The sequence below is a fragment of the Corynebacterium sp. HMSC070H05 genome (assembly GCF_001837615.1).
Lineage (GTDB): Bacteria > Actinomycetota > Actinomycetes > Mycobacteriales > Mycobacteriaceae > Corynebacterium > Corynebacterium coyleae.
The window spans coordinates 34276-51863 of sequence record NZ_KV833341.1 but is presented as its reverse complement, the minus strand read 5'-3'; the positions used below and the strand labels follow the sequence as shown (position 1 = coordinate 51863).

Genomic DNA, 17588 nt, shown 5'->3' with positions numbered 1-17588 from the left:
AGAGCTTATTGATTCCGCAACCGCCGCGCCTAGTCGAATTCCAGAGACTGCTTTTCGCCCCAGAACACCTCCTCCACCACGCGGTGGGCGCGCCGGGTGATGCGCAGGTAGTCCTCGAGAAACTCTTGCTGGTCGTCGGGGTCGTATCCGGCAGAGCCAGCGACCTGAGCCAGTTGCGGGCCCGGTGCGGGGAGCTGGTCCTCACGCTTGCCGGAGACGAGCACAATAGCGTTGCGGGCGCGGGTCGCGGTGAGCCACGCGGTGCGCAGGGTTCGCGCCTTGTCGGCGGAAAGCACCTCGGGGTCGTCGAGCTCCACGAGGAAGTCCAGTGCGTCAAGTGTGGACGGGGTGCGCAGTTCGTGATGACGATGCGCGTGCGCCATGGTGATCAGTTGGACGGTCCACTCCACATCGGCAAGTGCGCCGCGGCCAAGTTTGGTGTGGGTGGCCCGGTCGGCGCCACGGGGCAGGCGTTCGTTGTCTACGCGGGCTTTGATGCGGCGGATCTCGCGAATATCGGCAGGTGTTGCGCCGGCCTCGGGGTAGCGGAACTCGGCGATGGCCGAAAGGAAGCGCTCCCCTACCTCGCGGTCGCCGGCGACGACGTTGGCGCGAAGGAGTGCTTGGCGCTCCCAGACTTCGCCCCACTCGCGGTAGTAACGCACGTAGGAGGCAATGGTGCGCGTCACAGGGCCGGATCGACCCTCGGGGCGCAGACCCAGGTCCACCTCTAGCGGCGGGTCGCCGGATGGTTTGGACAGGCGGGTACGGATCTGGTCGAGCACCTTCGTGGCCCAAGCGATGGCTTCTGTTTCGTCGACGCCGTCTGCTGGTTCGGTGACCACCATGACGTCGGCGTCAGAGCCGTAGCCCAACTCGGCGCCGCCAAGCCGGCCCATCCCGATCACGGCGATTCGTGCGGGGGCCTCGTCGAGACCAGCGGCGGCAGTGGTCGAATACACCTCTGCCTGCAGCGCTGCTTCGAGCACCGCGTCCCACACGTAGGTCAGTTCCAGGCAAACCTGGCGTACCTCCATCAGGCCTAGCAGGTCGGCGGCAGCGATACGAGCCAACTCGGCCCGGCGCAGGGAGCGCGCCACCGACACCGCTTTCTCCGGGTCGGCTTGGTGGCGCTTCGCCGAGGCAATGATCGCCTTATGCACCTGATCCGGAGCCACCTCAAGCAGGCGCGGTCCTGCGGAGCCATCCCCAAGCAGTTTCACCACGTCAGGTGCGGAAATGATCAGGTCGGAGGTGTACGGGGAGGTGCCAAGGATGTGCATGAGACGTTGGGAGGCCACGCCTTCGTCGCGAAGCATGCGCAAGAACCAACTGCGATCCACCGCTGCCTCGGAGAGTTTGCGGTAGTTGAGTAGGCCCTGGTCGGGGTCGGCGGTGTCGGCCAGCCAATGCATGAGTGTGGGCAGCAGGATCTCCTGCAGTTTCGCCTTGCGGGACGTGCCCTTGATCAGCGCGGTCAGGTGGTCAAACGCGCGCGCCGGGTGGCGGTAGCCCAAGGCTGCCAACTGGTCTTTCACACCGGCAGCGGAAAGTGTTGCTTCGCCGACGGTGAGGTCCACCACGGCGTCCAGCAGCGGGCGGTAGAAGAGACGCTCGTGCAGCGTGGCCACCTCGTGGCGGATGGCCTTGAGGTGCCGGTTCATCGCATCAGGCGCGGACCCACGCGGGCCGGCAGAAAAGCCTGCGGCGCGGGCGAGCCACCGGTTGCGTTTCTCGTCGTCTGCTTCCGGCAGTTGATGGGTGCGCTTGAAACGCTGCAGTTGGAGACGGTGCTCGAGCAGCCGCAAGAACTCGTAGGCGTCGGTGAGCACCTTGGCGTCCTCGCGGCCCACGTATCCTCCCTTGGCCAGGTCGGCGAGGGCTTCGAGGGTGTTGCGGGCACGCAGGGTGTCGTCGATACGCCCGTGCACGAGTTGGAGGAGTTGCACGGCGAACTCGACGTCGCGAAGCCCACCGGGGCCGAGCTTGAGTTCACGGTCGCGCACGTCTGCGGGCACGTTTTCCAGCACGCGGCGGCGCATGGCTTGGACGTCTTCGACGAAGGAGTCGCGCTGGGACGCCTCCCACACCAGCGGCGACAACGCGTCCGAATACGCCTGGCCCAGATCCATCGATCCGGTCATCGGACGGGCCTTGAGCAGTGCCTGGAACTCCCAGGTCTGCGCCCACTTTTTGTAGTACGCCACGTGCGAATCAAGCGTGCGCACCAGGGCTCCGGCTGCCCCTTCGGGCCGCAGGTTCGCGTCCACTTCGAAGAAGCAGGCGGAGCCGATGCGCATCATCTCGCTGGCCACGCGCGTGATCTTGGTGGTCACAGGCTCGGCGACGAACACGACGTCCACATCCGAGATGTAGTTCAGCTCCCACGCGCCGCACTTGCCCATGGCGATCACGGCCAGGTCAGCGTCGATGTCCTCGTCGCCGTAGACTTCCCGCACCGCGACCGCAAGTGCCGCCGTGAGCGCCGCATCCGCCAGGTCCGTGAGCCGGTCCGTGGTGTAGGCGTACGTCATTGGTTCGCCCTCGCCGAAGCCCTTCACCGCGGCGAAAGTGCCGGCCAGGTCTGCGGCTGCAACGCGCATCACGAGGTTGCGGTGGGCTGTACGGAGCTTTTGCTTTGCGACGCCAACCTCACCCACCTCAGCCCGATACAGGCCCGGCCCGTCCGCATCCACGCCAACCGCGCCGAGCATGGCGCGGAACATGTCGGGGCGGGACGGGAGGTCGTCGCAAAGCAATCGCCACTGCTCAGGATTGGCAATGAGGTGATCCGACAGCGCTGTCGAGCCACCGAGCAGCGCGAAGAAGCGCGTGCGGAAGATCGAGTTCGCGCGCAGTTCGGCAAGCAGCTCGTCCCACGAATCCAGCGCCTCGTGCAGGCGGTAGGCGTTGTTGAGTGCCAGATCCGGATCCGCGGCACCCGCCAACGTGTAGCCAAGCTCCTCGGCATCAAAACCGAGCTCGGCTAAGTCCTCGGCGGCGCGCGGGCTGGTCAGGCCAAGTTTCGCGGGCTTCACTACAGATCAATCCCGGTTTCGATCTCCCACGGGGTGATCTTCGAGGTGTACTCGTGCCACTCCTGCCATTTGGCGCGCAAGAAGAATTCGAAGACCTGCTCGCCAAGCACTTCCGCCATGAACTCGGAGCGCTCCAGGTGGCGCAACGCCTGATCGAGCGAGGTCGGCAGGTCCCGGTACCCCATGGCGCGGCGCTCGCGGCGGGTCAGCGCGAACACGTCGTCGCGTGCTGGCTCGTCGAGCTCGTAGCCTTCCTCGATCCCCTTCAGGCCAGCGGCGAGGATGGCCGCGTACGCAAGGTAGGGGTTGCAGGCAGAATCCAGCGAGCGCACCTCCGCCCGGCGCGATTCCGCCTTGTGCAGGCGGTAGGTGGGCACGCGCACCATCGCGGAACGGTTCGAAATGCCCCAGGTCGCGGCGGTGGGTGCCTCGGAGCCGAACTGGAGGCGCTTGTACGAATTCACCCACTGGTTGGTCACCGCGGAGATTTCGCTGGCGTGCTCGATAATGCCGGCGATGAACTGACGGCCGGTTTTGGAGAGGCTGATTTCGTCGTCAGGATCGTGGAACGCGTTGGTGTCGCCTTCGAACAGGGAGAAGTGCGTGTGCATCGCCGAGCCCTCGAGGTCCCCGAATGGCTTGGGCATGAAGGTTGCGTGCACCCCGTTGATCTCCGCGACGGTCTTGACCAGGTAGCGGAAGGTCAGGATGTTGTCCGCCATGGTCAGCGCGTCGGTGTGGCGCAGGTCGATCTCCTGCTGGCCTGGGGATCCCTCGTGGTGGGAGAACTCGGTGACAATGCCCATGTACTCCAGCGCGGATACCGCCATGCGTCGCAGGCGCGGGGCCTCGTTGCGTTTGGCCTGGTCGAAGTAGCCGCCTTTGTCCGCTGGTGTTGGTGGCTGGTCGCCCTGGCCGGGTTTGACCACGTAGAACTCGATTTCGGGGCTAGCCAAAAACTCGAATCCCATGTCGCGGGCGTTGTTGATCTGGCGGCGCAGCACGTGGCGCGGGTCCGCGAACAGCGGGCCGCCGTCGGGCATGGTGATGTCGCAAAACATGCGCGCGGTCTGCAGACCAGAGTCCTCATCGAACGGCAACGGCTGGTACGTCGACGGGTCCGGGCGCAGCAACGTGTCCGACTCGGAGACGCGAGAGAAGCCCTCGATTGAGGAGCCGTCAAACCCCACGCCCTCCTCGAATGCGCTCTCGAGTTCCGCAGGCGACATCATCACCGTTTTCAGCGAGCCGAAAATATCGGTGAACCATAGGCGGATAAAGGCAATGTCTTGCTGCTCGACGAGTCGCAGCACGTTGTCGGTTTGGGCGCTCATGGCACATAACTGTAGCGGGCGCCGCGATTCGAAAACGGGCCAAGCGCAAATCGGCGTGCGCGCTAGACTCGGAGGCATTACATGCGCTGAAACTGCGTCGATCACATGTCGAACCCGCGTCGGTGAGGAGAGCACACACATCATGTCCGAACAGGCTGAACAGACACCCCAGAACTTCCTTGAGGTGGAGATCAAGTTGGCGGTGGACGAGGACACCGGCATTCCAGATCTCATCCAACTGCCGGGGGTGACGTCGATTGAGTCCACGCAGGAGCACAACCTGTCCGCGGTCTACTACGACACTGCGGATCTACGCCTGACGCGTTCCAAGATCACGCTGCGTCGCCGCACCGGCGGTTCGGATGACGGCTGGCACATCAAGTTGCCGCAGGAGGGTGGCCGCAAGGAGGTGCGCATGCCTCTCGACGACCCCACGACCGTGCCCGAAGCCCTCCTTTCGGAAGTTCGTGCCATTGTGCGCACGGAACCGCTAGAGCCGATCGCCCAGGTGGATAACCGCCGCGTAGAGATCACGCTTGCAGGCGAGGGCCGCCCTGTTGCGGAGTTTTGCGACGACCACGTCACCGCCTGGTCCCTCCTTCCAGGTGGTGAGCGCACCACCTGGCGCGAATGGGAGCTCGAACTCGCCGACGCCCTTGCGGGCACCGAGGCGGGCGATGACCTGATTACCCAGGCAGGGTCCTTCCTGATCTCTGCGGGCGCGCGCAAGTCCTCCTCGCCGTCGAAGTTGGCCACCGCGCTTGGTGATTCGATCAAGTCCGCTCCCCTGCCCCCACACGTCCAAGGCGAAGTTGAGGAGGGGACGCCGGCGGCGGCGGTGGTGTCGTCGCTACGCAAACAGCGCGATGCGATCGTCGGTTGGGAGCCACGCGTGCGTGCCGATGAGTTCGATTCCGTCCACCAACTGCGCGTGGCCACCCGCGAGATGCGCTCCCTACTGGAGACGTTCGAGGGCATCCTCGAAGGCGAAGCACTCGCGGCGCTGGAGGATGAACTGAAGTACTCCGCGGGCGTGCTCGGAGTGGCACGCGATGCGGAGGTTGTGGAGGAGCGTTTCCTCGCGCTGCTGGATTCGGACGAGTCTGGTCTTATCGACGACACCGCGCGCGCCCACATCGAACACGACATGCGCCACGACTACGAGGCCGCCCACGCCGACATTGTGGAGATGCTGGACTCCGAGCGGTTCATGTCGCTGCTGGATGCCGTAGATGCGTTGCTTGCGGAGCCGCCGGTGGCGGTTACTGGCGGCGCTGGGGATGCCGATGGTGCCAAGTCGGAGAAGAAACAATCCAAGGAGGTCCTCTACGACCACCTCAAGCGCGGCTACAAGAAGTTGAAGAAGCGCCACAACAAGGTCGCCGAATACTACGACGACACCACCCTGCCGCTGCACGAGCGCGAGGACTACGTCCACGACGTGCGCAAGGCCGCCAAGAAGCTGCGCTACTCCGCAGTCGCCGCCCAGGAAGCAGGCCTGAAGGCAGGGCGTTTGGCCAAGGCGTGCAAGGCGCTGCAAAGCCAGTTGGGTGACTTCCAGGACGCGGTGACCTCACGCGACCGCATCGAGCGACTCGCCAACGAGGCCCGTGAGCGCGGCGAGGACACCTTCTCCTACGGCATGCTCTACCAGCGCGAACTCGACCGCGGTGAGGAAGCGCTTCGTGATTACGACGACACCGTGCGCGAAGTACGCAAGGCGTTTAAGAAGATCAAGCCGTAACGCACGGCCCGGCGGGGCTTACTTCTCCCAAGAAGGGGTCTCGCCCCAGTCATCGTCGGCTTCGTCGGCGGCATCCGCTGCCTTGTTGCGCTGCGCCGCGATCGCCAGCGCGTTCTCGGCCTCCTCGCGCGAGGCGTACGGGCCCATGCGGTTATCCCAGGATGCTTCCTTGCCCTGGGTGACCTCGCCGGTGGACGGGTTGTAGTAGTACTGCTCGTCGGCCATGATCTGCTCCTTTATGTTCGTTGCTTTTACCGCCCCTACCCTACCGAGACGGTTGGTAGTGTGGTGGCCGTTAAGGAGCGTGTAATGGCAGCATTTCAAACCCCCAAAACTTCCCCCGCCCAGCGCGTCCGCGCAGCTCACCCAGGTGACGGGCATGTGGCGTCCGCGCCGGCGACGTGGGTGTTGATCGGCGAGAACGTTGACCACTTTGGTGGTGTGACGTTGGCTGGGACGGCGTCGCTACGTGCGGCTGCGGCGGCGAGCCCGCGTGACGACGACACCATCGCCCTGACCGCCCGCGGCCCCTTCGGCGACTTCACCGCCAAAACAACCCTGGCCGCGCTGCACGAGGACGAGATTGAGGACCCGCTCGCACGACGCTGGACTGGGCTGGTGCAGTCGCTGATCCAACGCCAGGTTCTCTCCCGCGACACTGCAGGCCTGGACATTACGGTGGAGTCCGACGTGCCGCTCGGTGCCGGTCTTGGCTCACTGTACGCCGCCGACGCCGCGATCGCGCTGGCGTTGGCGGGCGGTCACGGCGACATCGATACCGCCCCCTTCCGCACCCGGCTCGCGGAGATCTGCTCGCACGCCGTAGCCACCTACTCATCGCTGGCGGTGCTGCGCGCTCGCCACTCCGTGGCCCTGCGTGGCGGTGGCACAGGCGTAAGTGTTCTCGACTACGCCGACGGGTCACTGACCGAAGCGCCCCACCCCGCCCGCCACGGCGTGCGCGTGTTCTCCCTGGCCAAGGAATTGGGCAAGCCGTACGACGTGCAGACTAAGGCGATTGCGAACCGTCGCGAGTTTATCGACGCCGCCTGCTCCAACTTCGGCGTCGAATCCCTGCGTCAACTGCCCGATGCCACCAACCGCGTCGTCCAGTGGGTCGAGGCGCGCCGCTCCGTCGGCGATGAGACTGCACCCGATCCCGACGTTGCCCGCCAGTGGGTGCAGTTCTGCGAAACCGAAACGCTGCGCTCCCTTGCCGCTGCCAAGGCGCTGCGCTCCCGGCGCGCCAACGAACTGTTCACGCTGCTGAACTCCCCCGCCGAGGCCCACGACCTGACCACCCCGGACGCGCTGGTCGCCCTGGCGCGCGAGCGTGGTGCCGTCGCTGCCCGCCCAGCCGCCACGGGCACCTCCGACGCGGTGATCGCGTTCGTGCCGGTGCAAGACGCCGACACGTTCGCCGCCACCATGGCGAAGGACCTCGAGGTCGTGGAGATCACCCCGGGTGAGGTCGCCCGCCTCGAGGTGTAAGCGCTAGTCCAGCGCTAGTCCGCGGGCCAGGCGAAGCCGACCTCGCGGGCGTCGGTGTCGGCGTGGACGAGTGAGAACTTCGTGGATACGCTTTCCTCGGGCGCACCGGCGGAAGGGGCGAGCACTGGCGGGTCGACGATGAACACGCGGGACTGCTCCTCGCCGGACTTCAGCGTCACACCGTCGAAGTTGTGGCCTACCCACGGCTCGAGCACCGTCGCTTCGGTCAGATGCAGGCAGGCTTTCTCCACGGTGTTGGCCAACTGGGAGGAGCGTCCCATGGTTTTCAGCATGCGTGCGGCGTCGCGGGTGACCCACTCCGGCACGGGTGTGCCGGCGCAGATGGCAAGGCAGACTTCGGTGGCGAAGCGGTCGATAAGCCTGCGCAGCGGCGCCGTAACGTGGGCGTAGTAGCCACCGATCCCGGCGTGGACCTCGGGAGCGTCCTCGGACAGGTCGACGTAGCCGGAGCCGCGCAGGAGTTTCTGGGCTTCGCGCATGACGGCCATGCCGTGCGGGGTGTCCGCGTCCACGCCGGCCAAGAACTCGCCAATGTCGCCGGTGACGTCGAAGCCCAGGTTGCGGGCCTCGCGGCGGAACTCGGCCTCGCTTTCCGCTGACGCCGGCTGGAGGGTACGCAGGAACCCCACGCCGGCGTCCACCATCATCTGTCCTGCGACCATGCCGGTGAGCAGGGAGATCTCCGAGTTGTAGTCCATGATCGGATGGCGTGGCTCAATGGCGAGTTCGTAGGCGTCCCCGTCGCGGGCCACGCGCACGGACGGCACGCGCAGGTTGATGGCGTGCCTGCGTAGCGACGACTGCTGACGCAACCGGCCTACCTCCGGCAACAACGCAATCGAAGGGTGCACCGAGCCATCCGTGAGGGAGGCGTGCACGCCCTCGTAATCCAGGCGCGCCACCGAGTGGACGAGTGCGCGCTCGACGTGGGCTGACTCGACCTCCCCTTCCCCGTCCAGGTCGAAGGTCCACAGCACGGCCGGCCGGTCCACGTCAGGCAAAAGCGACGCCGACCCTTCGGAGACTTCCTCCGGGTGCAGGCGTGCCGGCTCGTCGGGCAGGTAGATCGTCTGGCCGCGCTGCAGCGACTCCTCGTGCACGCCGGATTCACTCTCGACGAACGCCGCCACGTCCGCAATCGCATACCGCACCCGATACCCGCCACCGGCACGCTGCTCCACATATACGGCCTGGTCCAAATCTTTAGAGCCGGCCGGGTCGATGGTGACAAAGGGGATATCGCGGGCGTCGATACGCACATCTGCGAAACGGTCCACCAACTCCGAGGCCTCTGCGTGCAACGATGGCGCAAAGTCGGTGGGCACGTCGAATTCGCGCGCAATGGCGCGGAAGTTCAGGGGTGCGGCGTAGAGCTTCATAAAACGCCATCGTGCCACGAAGTGGGCGAATGAGTCGGCCTATGAGCCGGATTCTGTCCCCCGCAAGCGGGGTGGCGACCATCCATCTGGGTCACCCATCGCTGGGTGCCTCAAGCAGCTACCTTCGGACTGGGCGGGCAGCCTCATCACATCCGACGACCTCTGCGCACGCGCAGGGGTTCTTGCCTTGCTCCCGGTGGGGTTTACCTGGCCACACGTGTTGCCACGCATGCCGGTGCGCTCTTACCGCACCCTTTCACCCTTACCCCGCACAAGGCGGGGCGGTCTACTCTCTGTTGCACTTTCCCGCGGATCGCTCCGGGTTGCTGTTAGCAACCACCGTGCCGTGTGGAGTCCGGACTTTCCTCGACGTGCGCCTGCCTCAATGCTGAGGTGGTTCGCGCCGCCGCGGCCGCCCGGCCGGCTCATTCGCGGTCTAAAGCATACGCCTTTAGGGCGTGAGAGCGGAACCGCCACAAACACGCCGGGTTAGAACGGGACCCCGCTGCGGAAGATGATGTTGGCGTACGGGGTCGTCTCCCCCGTGCGGACCACGAACTTGCAGTCCGCAAGGGCCTGTTTGAGGTGTTCGTGGTCGACGCGGGTGGGGTCGTCGCAAAGTAATGCGACCTCATCGGGCGCTTGCGTAGCGACGACCGCACCTTCCACCACAACCTCATCCAGAATCGCTTCGACGACATCGGCAAAGCGGGGCACGCCGAAGACCAGCGCGAGGTCCACGACCTCTACCCCGGCCGGGATGGGCAGGCCGCAGTCCGCCACGGCGAACGTGTCGGTGTGGCCGAGGCCGTTGATCGCGCGGGCCAGTTGGGCGTTGAGAATGCCTGTCTTGCGCATTACTCGAAGTCGCCTACGTTTTCCTTGGTCACGGTGACAACGTCGACCGGGACGATGGCGGTGGCGTCTTCGTCGCGAAGCAGCTTCGCTGCCTCCTCAACCGCCCGGGCGCCGAGCTCACCCGGCTGCTGAGCGATGGTGGCGTGCATGCGGCCGTCGGTGACCGCCTTGAGCCCGTCGATGGTGCCGTCGAAACCAATGACCTTCACATCTTTACCGGCACGATCACCAAGCGCCTCGATAGCGCCGAGAGCCATCTCGTCGTTCTCCGCGAAGATGGCCTTCACGTTCGGGTACGCCTGCAGCAGGTTGGTGGCCACGTTCAGGCCTTCGGTGCGGTCGAAGTTGGCGGTCTGCTCGCCGACAACCTTGATGTTCGGGTAGTTAGCAATGCCCTCCTTGAAGCCCTTGCCACGATCGCGGGAGGCAGAGGAACCGGCGATGCCCTGCAGGATCAGGATCTCGCCTTCTTCGCCGATGGCCTTGGCCAGCTCGTCGGCTGCCTGCTTGCCGCCAGCGACGTTGTCCGAGGAGATGAAGGAGGCGACGTCGCCACCGTTGGAGGAGCGGTCCACGGCGACGACCGGGATGCTGGCGTTGTTCAGGGCCTCGACGGCCGGGACGACGGCGTCGGAGTCGGTGGGGTTGACGATCACGGCGTCGGTGCCGGAGGTGATCGCATTGTTGAGCTGGTCGATCTGGGTCGCAGCGTCATCGGAAGCATCCTGGACGTTCAGGGCGATGCCGAGCTCGTCGGCTTTCTCCTGGGCGCCGTCGCGAAGCTGGACGAAGAACGGGTTGGTCTGGGTGGACAGCGCCAGAGTGACCGCGCCCTCGTCGGCGGAGTCACGGTTGCAGGCGGAAAGCGACAGGGTCATGGCCGCAGCAGCAACGATGGCGGTGGCCTTACGAGCGAAAGACATTTCGGGGTCTCCTTGAAGTTGTGAAAAGGGGGTCTATACGGTGGTCTTCTTGCGCAGCACGTCGAAGCCGACGGCTGCGGCGATGACCACGCCGATGACAATCTGCTGCCAAAACGAGCTGACGTTGAGCAGGTTCAGGCCGTTGCGGATCACGGCGAGCAGGATCGCGCCGACGAGCGTGCCGGTGGCCTTACCGGTGCCGCCGGCTAGCGACGCGCCACCGATGACCACGGCGGCAATCGCGTCGAGTTCGTAGCCCACACCGGCCTGCGGCTGCGCCGACGACAGGCGGCCAGCCATGACCAAACCGGCAAGCGCGGCGAACAGTCCGCTGAGCGCGTACACAGCGACGAGCACCCGCTTAACCGGAATGCCGGATAGGCGCGCGGCCTCCTCGTTGCCACCGATTGCGTACATGGAACGCCCCAGCACGGTGCGCGAGAGGATGAACCAGCACAGCACGCCGGCCAACAGCATCATCAGAATCGGGATGGGGAACTTGCCGGCATTGGAGCCAAGCCAGTTCACCTCCTCGGCAGTAGCCATCGGCGAGCCCTGGGAGATCACCAAGGTCGCGCCACGGGCAATGGACATCATGGCCAGGGTGGAAATAAACGCCGGGAGTTTGCCGTAGGCGGTGGCGATACCGCTGACCGCACCTGCCGCGAAACCGGTGAGCAGGCCCGCAATCAGCGTGATCCAGCCGGGCCAGCCTGCCTCGACGAAGAAGTGCGCCGAGACCATGGCACTGAGCGCCGCCACCGCGCCGACCGACAAGTCGATGCCGGAGGTGACGATGACGAACGTCATGCCGAACGCCAAAATAGCCACGGTCGCGGCCTGCACGCCCACGTTGATCAGGTTGTTCACCGTGAGGAAGTGCGGGGTAGCGATGAACAGCGCGATGCACAGCACGATCAGGCCGACGAGTGCGCCGTTGTTCATGATCCAGTTGATGACGCGCTGGCGAGTACTCAAGCGCTCATCCGTAGTCGTTCCCGTCATGCGCGGGCCTCCGTTTCTGTAAGTGGTTCGACGTGGTCTTCGACGTTGGACACCGCCAGCGCCATAATCTCGTCCTGGGTGGCACCCGCGGGCAGTTCGCCTGCGATGCGGCCGCCGGACATCACCAGGATGCGATCCGACATGCCAATAACCTCAGGCAGTTCCGAGGACACCATGAGCACTGCGCCGCCGGCCTGGGTGATGTCGTTGATGATGTTGTAGATCTCCACTTTGGCGCCGACGTCGACACCGCGCGTGGGTTCGTCGAGAAGCAAAATGTTCGAGCCCGCCAGCACCCAACGACCGAACACGGCCTTTTGCTGGTTGCCGCCGGACAGGTTGCGGATCTCCTGGTCGATGCCGGCCATGCGCACGCGCAATTGCTTGGCGACGTCATCCGCACGCTTGCGCTGACCACCCACATCCGCAATCCCCGCACGTGACGACGACCGCAACGTGGCCAGCCCAATATTCTCCCCCACCGTGGCCCCAAGCACGAGGCCTTGCGCCTTGCGGTCCTCCGGCACGTGGCCGATGCCGCGCTTGATCGCCTGAGCGACGGAGCCGGACGGGAGTTGTTCGCCGTTGATGGAAACGGTGCCGGAATCGACGTGGTCGGCACCCGCGATGGCGCGCACGACCTCGGTGCGGCCCGCTCCCACAAGGCCTGCCAGGCCGACAACCTCGCCGGCACGGAGCTCGAAGGAGACGTCCTTAAACTTGCCTTCCGTGGTGAGGTTTTCCACGGTCAGCAGCGGTTTGCCGATCTCTTTATCCACCTTCGGGTACTGGTCCTCGATGTCGCGGCCGACCATGTAGCGCACGAGTTCCGCCTCTGGGGTGGTGGCGGGGACCTCGGCGACAAAGTTGCCGTCGCGAAGCACCGCCACACTGTCGGCGATACGGGCGATCTCGTCCAGGTGGTGCGAGATAAACACCATGCCCACCCCGTTGGCCTTCAAATCGTCGACCACCATGAACAACTGGTCAACCTCGTGGCCGGTAAGGGCCGCGGTGGGCTCGTCGAGAATCAGCACACGCGCATCCATCGACAACGCCTTCGCGATCTCAACCAACTGCTGGCGCGCAATACCGAGCTCACCAACCGGCGTGTCCAGGTCCACCTTCAGGCCGATACGGTCGATAGCCTCCGCGGCGATGCGGCGCATCTCCTTGAAGTTCACCAACCCTGCCCGGCGCGGCGTGCGCCCGAGCGTGATGTTTTCTGCCACCGACAGCGTCGGCACCAGGTTCAACTCTTGATGGATCGTGGCAATACCGTGCGCTTCTGCGGCCTTGGTGTCGGGCAGGGTGACCGGTTGGTCGTCGATAAGAATGCGCCCCGAGGTGGGCTGATACACGCCCGACATCATCTTGATCAGCGTCGATTTACCCGCGCCGTTCTCGCCGAGCAGCGCAAGCACGCGACCCGGCTCGACGGCGAGCGAGACGTTATCAATCACGTTGATCGGCCCGAATGACTTCGAAATGCCGTCCAACCTGATCAGGGGTTTTACCGCTGTGGTCATCTGCTGCACCTCCTTGGAGTGAAGTTGAAATTGCTGGATTCTCGGATAGTCAATGTGGTGGGTAACACCTCGTGCTGCGAGGTCGGCTCCCCGCGGATCAGCGCGGCGATCTTCTCCCACGCACGTCTGCCGACGTCCTCCACATGTTGCTCAATTACCGTCAACGGAACGGGCTGCATCTGAAATGCCGGCTGGTCATCAAACCCAACCAGCGCGAGGTCCTCGCCCAGACCGATCTTGTGGTCCAGCACGTACTGCAGCGCCCCGACCGTCATCATGGAATCCCCCGCGATAATCGCCGACGCGCCACGCTTGAGCAGGTCCGCGGCACCCGCGAAGCCCTCCGCGCTGCTGTAGCCGCCGCGGAAGATCAGACCGTTCGTCTCTGGGGTGTCGCGGATCGCGTCGTGGAAGCCTTCCAGGCGCTGCAGCCCCGTCGACGTACTCGACGGGCCCGCGATATAGCCGATCTCCGTATGCCCGTTGTCCTTGAGGTGCTGGACGGCCTTGCGGATGGAAGGTCGCGCGTCCGTAATCACCGACGGCACCTCCAGCCCCGGCAGCACCCGATCCACCTGCACAATCCGCTGGCCCCGGTCCAGCAGCGACTGCACCATCGGCGCACTATGCATCGACGGCACGATGATCGCCCCGGCGAGTTGCTGGCCGCTAAACGTCTGCAGGGCGGCATCGAGTTGGCCAGCGTCCTCGTTGGTCGTGGCAATCATCACCGAAAACCCATCGGTGTCCGCCGCCTGCTGGATCGAGGCCGCCATCTGCGCAAAAAACGGATTGACAAGGCTCGGAATGGTGAGCCCCACCGCCGTCGACGCTGCCGAGCGCAACCCCCTCGCCTGCAAATTCGGCACGTAATTCAACTTCGCCGCCGAATGAAACACCCGGTCCCGCGTTTGTTTCGAGATCGCCGGGTTCCCCGCTAGCGCCCGCGATACCGTGGACGGCGACACGCCCGCGTCGAGCGCAACCTCGCGCAACGTGGCCCGTCCCGCCATGGGTTCCTCCGTGTGTGTCCGGATCGTGTTGGGTGCTAGTGATGTGTGCAAACGTTTGCACCATGTGCAGAACAACCTAAACTGCAGCTGAGCGTCAGGTCAATAGCGCCACACCCCCACACACCCCCGAACGTTGGACTGCCGGCGCCATTTCGTGTGGTTTTGCGGCGGCGTTGGTGGCCGCCGCGGTCGCCCCCCAGTCCGTAGCCCGAGTCCCCTCTACCCGCGGTGGTGGGCGACGTCGTTGACGCAGCGGACCACACCGAATTCACCGAAGTAGTCCACGACAGAGATGCTGGCAAGATCCAAAAACAGGTGCTTGAACAGTTCGGCGTTCGCGCCGAGAGCCTGGCGGACCATGGATTTGATCGGGGTCATGTGGGTCACCACCAGCACGTTCTGGCCCTCGTAGCGCTCCTGAATTTTCAGTCGGGCGCGGGTGACGCGGCGGTGGAAGGCTGTCAGCGACTCACCGGCAGGGGGCGCGTTGTTTGGCGATTCCTGCCACGTCGCATACGTCTCCTCCCCCTTCGCAATCGCCTCGTCGCGGGTCAGGCCCTCGTAGTCGCCGAAGTCGAGCTCGCGGAAGCCCTCGTCAGTACGAACTTCAAGGCCAAGCACCTCGGCGGCGAACTGCGCGGTTTGCTGAGCGCGCGCTTGCGGGGAGGCAACGATGGCGTCGATGCGCCCGAACGTGCGCAGCGCCTCGGCGGCACGCTTCGCCTGGTCACGGCCGATATCGGTGAGGTCCGGGTTAGAAACGCCGGAAAAACGCATCTCGGCCGAGTGTTGCGTCTGCCCGTGCCGCAGCAGAATGAACCGCGTTCGCGGTTCGGAGTTTCCAGCCCAGTGGCCAGCGGCATCGCGCTTTTTCTTTTCGACGACCGGCCCCTCCGCCGGCTTCTCCTCTTGGGCCGAAGCCTTGCCACCGCCGCCCCACACGCCGGTGCCCTTCACAATCCCCGGCTTGTCGCCACGCGCGGCCGCGTCCATGGCCACGTTGGACAACTCGTCGGCCTTCTTGTTCTTGGCGCGCGGAACCCAGGTGTAGGTGACCTTCTCAAAGGAGGAGGCGAGGTCGCGGGCTTCCCGAGCGAGTTGTTGCATGTCCGGGTGTTTGATTTTCCACCGGCCGGTCATTTGCTCGACAACGAGCTTGGAGTCCATGAATACATCCACCCGCGTGGCGCCGACCTCGCGGCACGCCTCCAGCCCGCGGATCAGTCCGTAGTATTCGGCGACGTTGTTGGTGGACTTTTTGCCCACCACATACGCGATCTCACCGAGGGTTTCGCCGTCGGCGTCGTAGACCACGGAGCCGGATCCGGCGACCCCCGGGTTTCCGCGGGAGCCGCCGTCGCAGTACATCTTGACCTGCATTTACACCTCGTCGGTGGCCGGGTTCACGCGCACCAGCAGGGTGCCGCAGTTCGGACAGGCCGGCAGGGTGTCCTCCGGCTCGGCGAGTACTTCGGCGCGCTCGGACGGCGGGAGTTGGATGAAGCAGCCGCCGCAGGCGCGGCCGTTGAACTTGGCGGCGCCGATGTCGTCGTACGCCTTCAGCACGTCCTCCGGCAGGCGGGAACGCAGCGCGTCGGTGTCCACCGCTTCTTCTTCCGGCAACGCATCGACGGCGCGCTGGGCGGCCTCGACCTTGCGGTTGAGTTCATCGACGCGGGCGGCGTGAATGTCGCGGTTGTTGCGCAGCGCAGCGATCTCGTTGTGGGCTTCCTTGAGTTCGTAGAGCAGGTCCGCGATGCGCGACTTCGCGGCGTAGCGGTCGTGCTCCAGGTCCTTGCGACGCTCCGGGTCGGTCTCTGCACTGAGTTGGCGTTTGTCGTCGAGTTCGCGCTTCTTCAGTTTCCGCTCGTCTTCCTGGATGCGCAGGATTTCCAGTTCCATGTCATCCACGGCCAGTTGGGCGGAGGCGGAAGCCTCGGTCATGCGCGTGCGTTCGTCGAGAAGCTTCTGCAATTCTTGCTCTTCGGGACGAACGCGCGTCTGGCCCTTGGTGGCGTCGGCGAGCGCGAGCTCCAGGAGGACGGGTTGCAGGTCTTGGGATAGGTGCATCGGTACTCCTTTAGTTCGCGGGGTGCGCGGACACAGTCCAGGGATCCGTGCGGATGTGCAGGATCTCGGTGTCCACGCCTAGAGGGGCCACGATACTCTCTGCCTGCTCGGTCCAGGGAAACTCGCTGGCCCAGTGGGCGGTATCGATCACGGCAGGCCCACCGGCGCGCAGGTGCTCGTCGACCGGGTGGTGGCGCAAATCGGAGGTGACATACACGTCCACACCGAGCTTGGACACATCCGAAAGGAACGAGTCGCCGGAGCCAGACGACACCGCGACCTTTTGCACGATCTGGTCCGGATCACCGGCGGCGCGCACACCCCAGGCGGTCTCCGGCAGGGCGTTGGCCACCTGCTGGGTGAACTCGCGCAGCGTCATCGGCTCCGGCAACTCGCCCACGCGCCCCAGCCCGGTGGCCGTGGACAAATCTCCGGTGTGCTCGATCTGGACGATGTCGAACGCCGGCTCCTCGTACGGGTGATGCGCGCGCAGCGTATCGACGAGCCCACGCCGCAACCTCGCCGGCGCCACAAACTCCACCCGCAACTCCTTCGCGGTGTAGTGCTCGCCGACCGTGCCGTCGGTAGGGTCAGCGCCCTCGACGGGGGTGAACTCGCCGGTGCCCTCGGTGGTGAAGGCACACTCGCGGTAGTTGCCAATCTCGCCCGCGCCGGCCTCGAACAGGGCGCGCTTCAACCCGTCGGCTTCCGCAGGTGGGACGTGGACGCCCCAGCGGTCGGTGGCGTTAAGAAGCACCGGCTTGATCGGACGGCCGGGTTCGATGCCGACGAGTTCGGCGAGTTTGTCCGACACACCCGGGCGCGCCGAATCGGCGTTCGTGTGCGCAGCGAACAGCGCGCAGCCGCCAGCCAGCAACGTGTGAATGACCTTGCCCTTCGGGGTATTCGCCGCCACCGAATGCACACCACGCAGCAGCAACGGGTGGTGCACAACCAACAGTTGCGCACTCTGCGCCACGGCCCGTTCGGCGACCTCCAGCGTGCAATCCAACGCGAACGCAACCTTGGTCACCTCAGCGTCCGGGTCGCCGCAGACCAGGCCAACTTGGTCCCAACTTTCCGCCAGCGCCGGCGGGTAGGCAGCCTCGAGGGCATCAACAACGTCTTGCACAGTCACAGCAGTCATGGCAGCCAGCCTACAAATTTGGAACAGTGGTGAGGT

Annotated in this window: 14 protein-coding genes and 1 other RNA gene; 2 read left to right on the top strand and 13 right to left on the bottom strand. The window is 65.2% G+C overall.

Going from position 1 to position 17588, the window contains the following annotated elements:
• Positions 1 to 29: 29 nt before the first annotated feature.
• The gene (locus HMPREF2617_RS08480; RefSeq protein ID WP_070840520.1) at positions 30 to 3038 is read right to left on the bottom strand and encodes a bifunctional [glutamine synthetase] adenylyltransferase/[glutamine synthetase]-adenylyl-L-tyrosine phosphorylase; all 3009 of its coding nucleotides are present in this window, start codon (positions 3036 to 3038) and stop codon (positions 30 to 32) included.
• The gene (locus tag HMPREF2617_RS08475) at positions 3038 to 4372 is read right to left on the bottom strand and encodes a glutamine synthetase family protein (RefSeq protein WP_070840519.1); all 1335 of its coding nucleotides are present in this window, start codon (positions 4370 to 4372) and stop codon (positions 3038 to 3040) included. The genes HMPREF2617_RS08480 and HMPREF2617_RS08475 overlap by 1 nt, the downstream gene beginning before the upstream one ends.
• Positions 4373 to 4514: 142 nt before the next feature.
• On the opposite strand from HMPREF2617_RS08475, the gene HMPREF2617_RS08470 reads away from it, so the two are divergent.
• A complete protein-coding gene (locus HMPREF2617_RS08470) occupies positions 4515 to 6116 on the top strand; it encodes a CYTH and CHAD domain-containing protein (RefSeq protein ID WP_070840518.1) in 1602 nt (533 codons plus the stop codon).
• A gap of 18 nt (positions 6117 to 6134) precedes the next feature.
• On the opposite strand, the gene HMPREF2617_RS08465 is transcribed toward HMPREF2617_RS08470, so the two are convergent.
• Entirely contained in the window at positions 6135 to 6341 is a 207-nt protein-coding gene (locus HMPREF2617_RS08465) for a hypothetical protein (protein ID WP_070614615.1), read from the bottom strand.
• Positions 6342 to 6425: 84 nt separating this feature from the next.
• Here HMPREF2617_RS08465 and HMPREF2617_RS08460 point away from each other — a divergent pair, with 84 nt between their 5' ends.
• Positions 6426 to 7607: a galactokinase family protein gene (locus tag HMPREF2617_RS08460; protein WP_070840517.1), complete on the top strand. Its 1182-nt coding sequence runs from the start codon at positions 6426 to 6428 to the stop codon at positions 7605 to 7607.
• A 14-nt stretch (positions 7608 to 7621) separates the two neighbouring features.
• Here HMPREF2617_RS08460 and HMPREF2617_RS08455 read toward each other — a convergent pair whose 3' ends face one another.
• The 10 genes from HMPREF2617_RS08455 to HMPREF2617_RS08410 form a co-directional block, all read right to left on the bottom strand.
• Positions 7622 to 9007, bottom strand: a complete 1386-nt coding sequence (locus HMPREF2617_RS08455; RefSeq protein ID WP_070840516.1) for an RNB domain-containing ribonuclease — start codon at positions 9005 to 9007, stop codon at positions 7622 to 7624.
• Positions 9008 to 9033: 26 nt separating this feature from the next.
• Positions 9034 to 9435: RNase P RNA component class A (gene rnpB / locus HMPREF2617_RS08450), an RNA gene on the bottom strand.
• 61 nt (positions 9436 to 9496) lie between these two features.
• The gene (locus HMPREF2617_RS08445) at positions 9497 to 9865 is read right to left on the bottom strand and encodes an RbsD/FucU domain-containing protein (protein WP_070422137.1); all 369 of its coding nucleotides are present in this window, start codon (positions 9863 to 9865) and stop codon (positions 9497 to 9499) included.
• Complete coding sequence (locus HMPREF2617_RS08440; protein ID WP_070614617.1) at positions 9865 to 10788, bottom strand: D-ribose ABC transporter substrate-binding protein; 924 nt, start codon at positions 10786 to 10788, stop codon at positions 9865 to 9867. The genes HMPREF2617_RS08445 and HMPREF2617_RS08440 overlap by 1 nt, the downstream gene beginning before the upstream one ends.
• Before the next feature lie 33 nt (positions 10789 to 10821).
• A complete protein-coding gene (locus HMPREF2617_RS08435) occupies positions 10822 to 11793 on the bottom strand; it encodes an ABC transporter permease (protein ID WP_070840515.1) in 972 nt (323 codons plus the stop codon).
• Complete coding sequence (locus HMPREF2617_RS08430) at positions 11790 to 13322, bottom strand: sugar ABC transporter ATP-binding protein (protein WP_070840514.1); 1533 nt, start codon at positions 13320 to 13322, stop codon at positions 11790 to 11792. The genes HMPREF2617_RS08435 and HMPREF2617_RS08430 overlap by 4 nt, the downstream gene beginning before the upstream one ends.
• Positions 13319 to 14335 carry a LacI family DNA-binding transcriptional regulator gene (locus tag HMPREF2617_RS08425; RefSeq protein ID WP_070840513.1) on the bottom strand — a complete coding sequence of 339 codons (1017 nt, stop codon included), beginning with the start codon at positions 14333 to 14335 and terminating at the stop codon, positions 13319 to 13321. Before HMPREF2617_RS08425 ends, HMPREF2617_RS08430 begins: the two co-directional genes overlap by 4 nt.
• A gap of 219 nt (positions 14336 to 14554) precedes the next feature.
• Entirely contained in the window at positions 14555 to 15715 is a 1161-nt protein-coding gene (locus tag HMPREF2617_RS08420; RefSeq protein ID WP_070771870.1) for a bifunctional RNase H/acid phosphatase, read from the bottom strand.
• A complete protein-coding gene (locus tag HMPREF2617_RS08415; RefSeq protein ID WP_070450806.1) occupies positions 15716 to 16405 on the bottom strand; it encodes a zinc ribbon domain-containing protein in 690 nt (229 codons plus the stop codon).
• 10 nt (positions 16406 to 16415) lie between these two features.
• Complete coding sequence (locus tag HMPREF2617_RS08410; RefSeq protein WP_070840512.1) at positions 16416 to 17552, bottom strand: Nif3-like dinuclear metal center hexameric protein; 1137 nt, start codon at positions 17550 to 17552, stop codon at positions 16416 to 16418.
• Between the last annotated feature and the right edge of the window lie 36 nt (positions 17553 to 17588).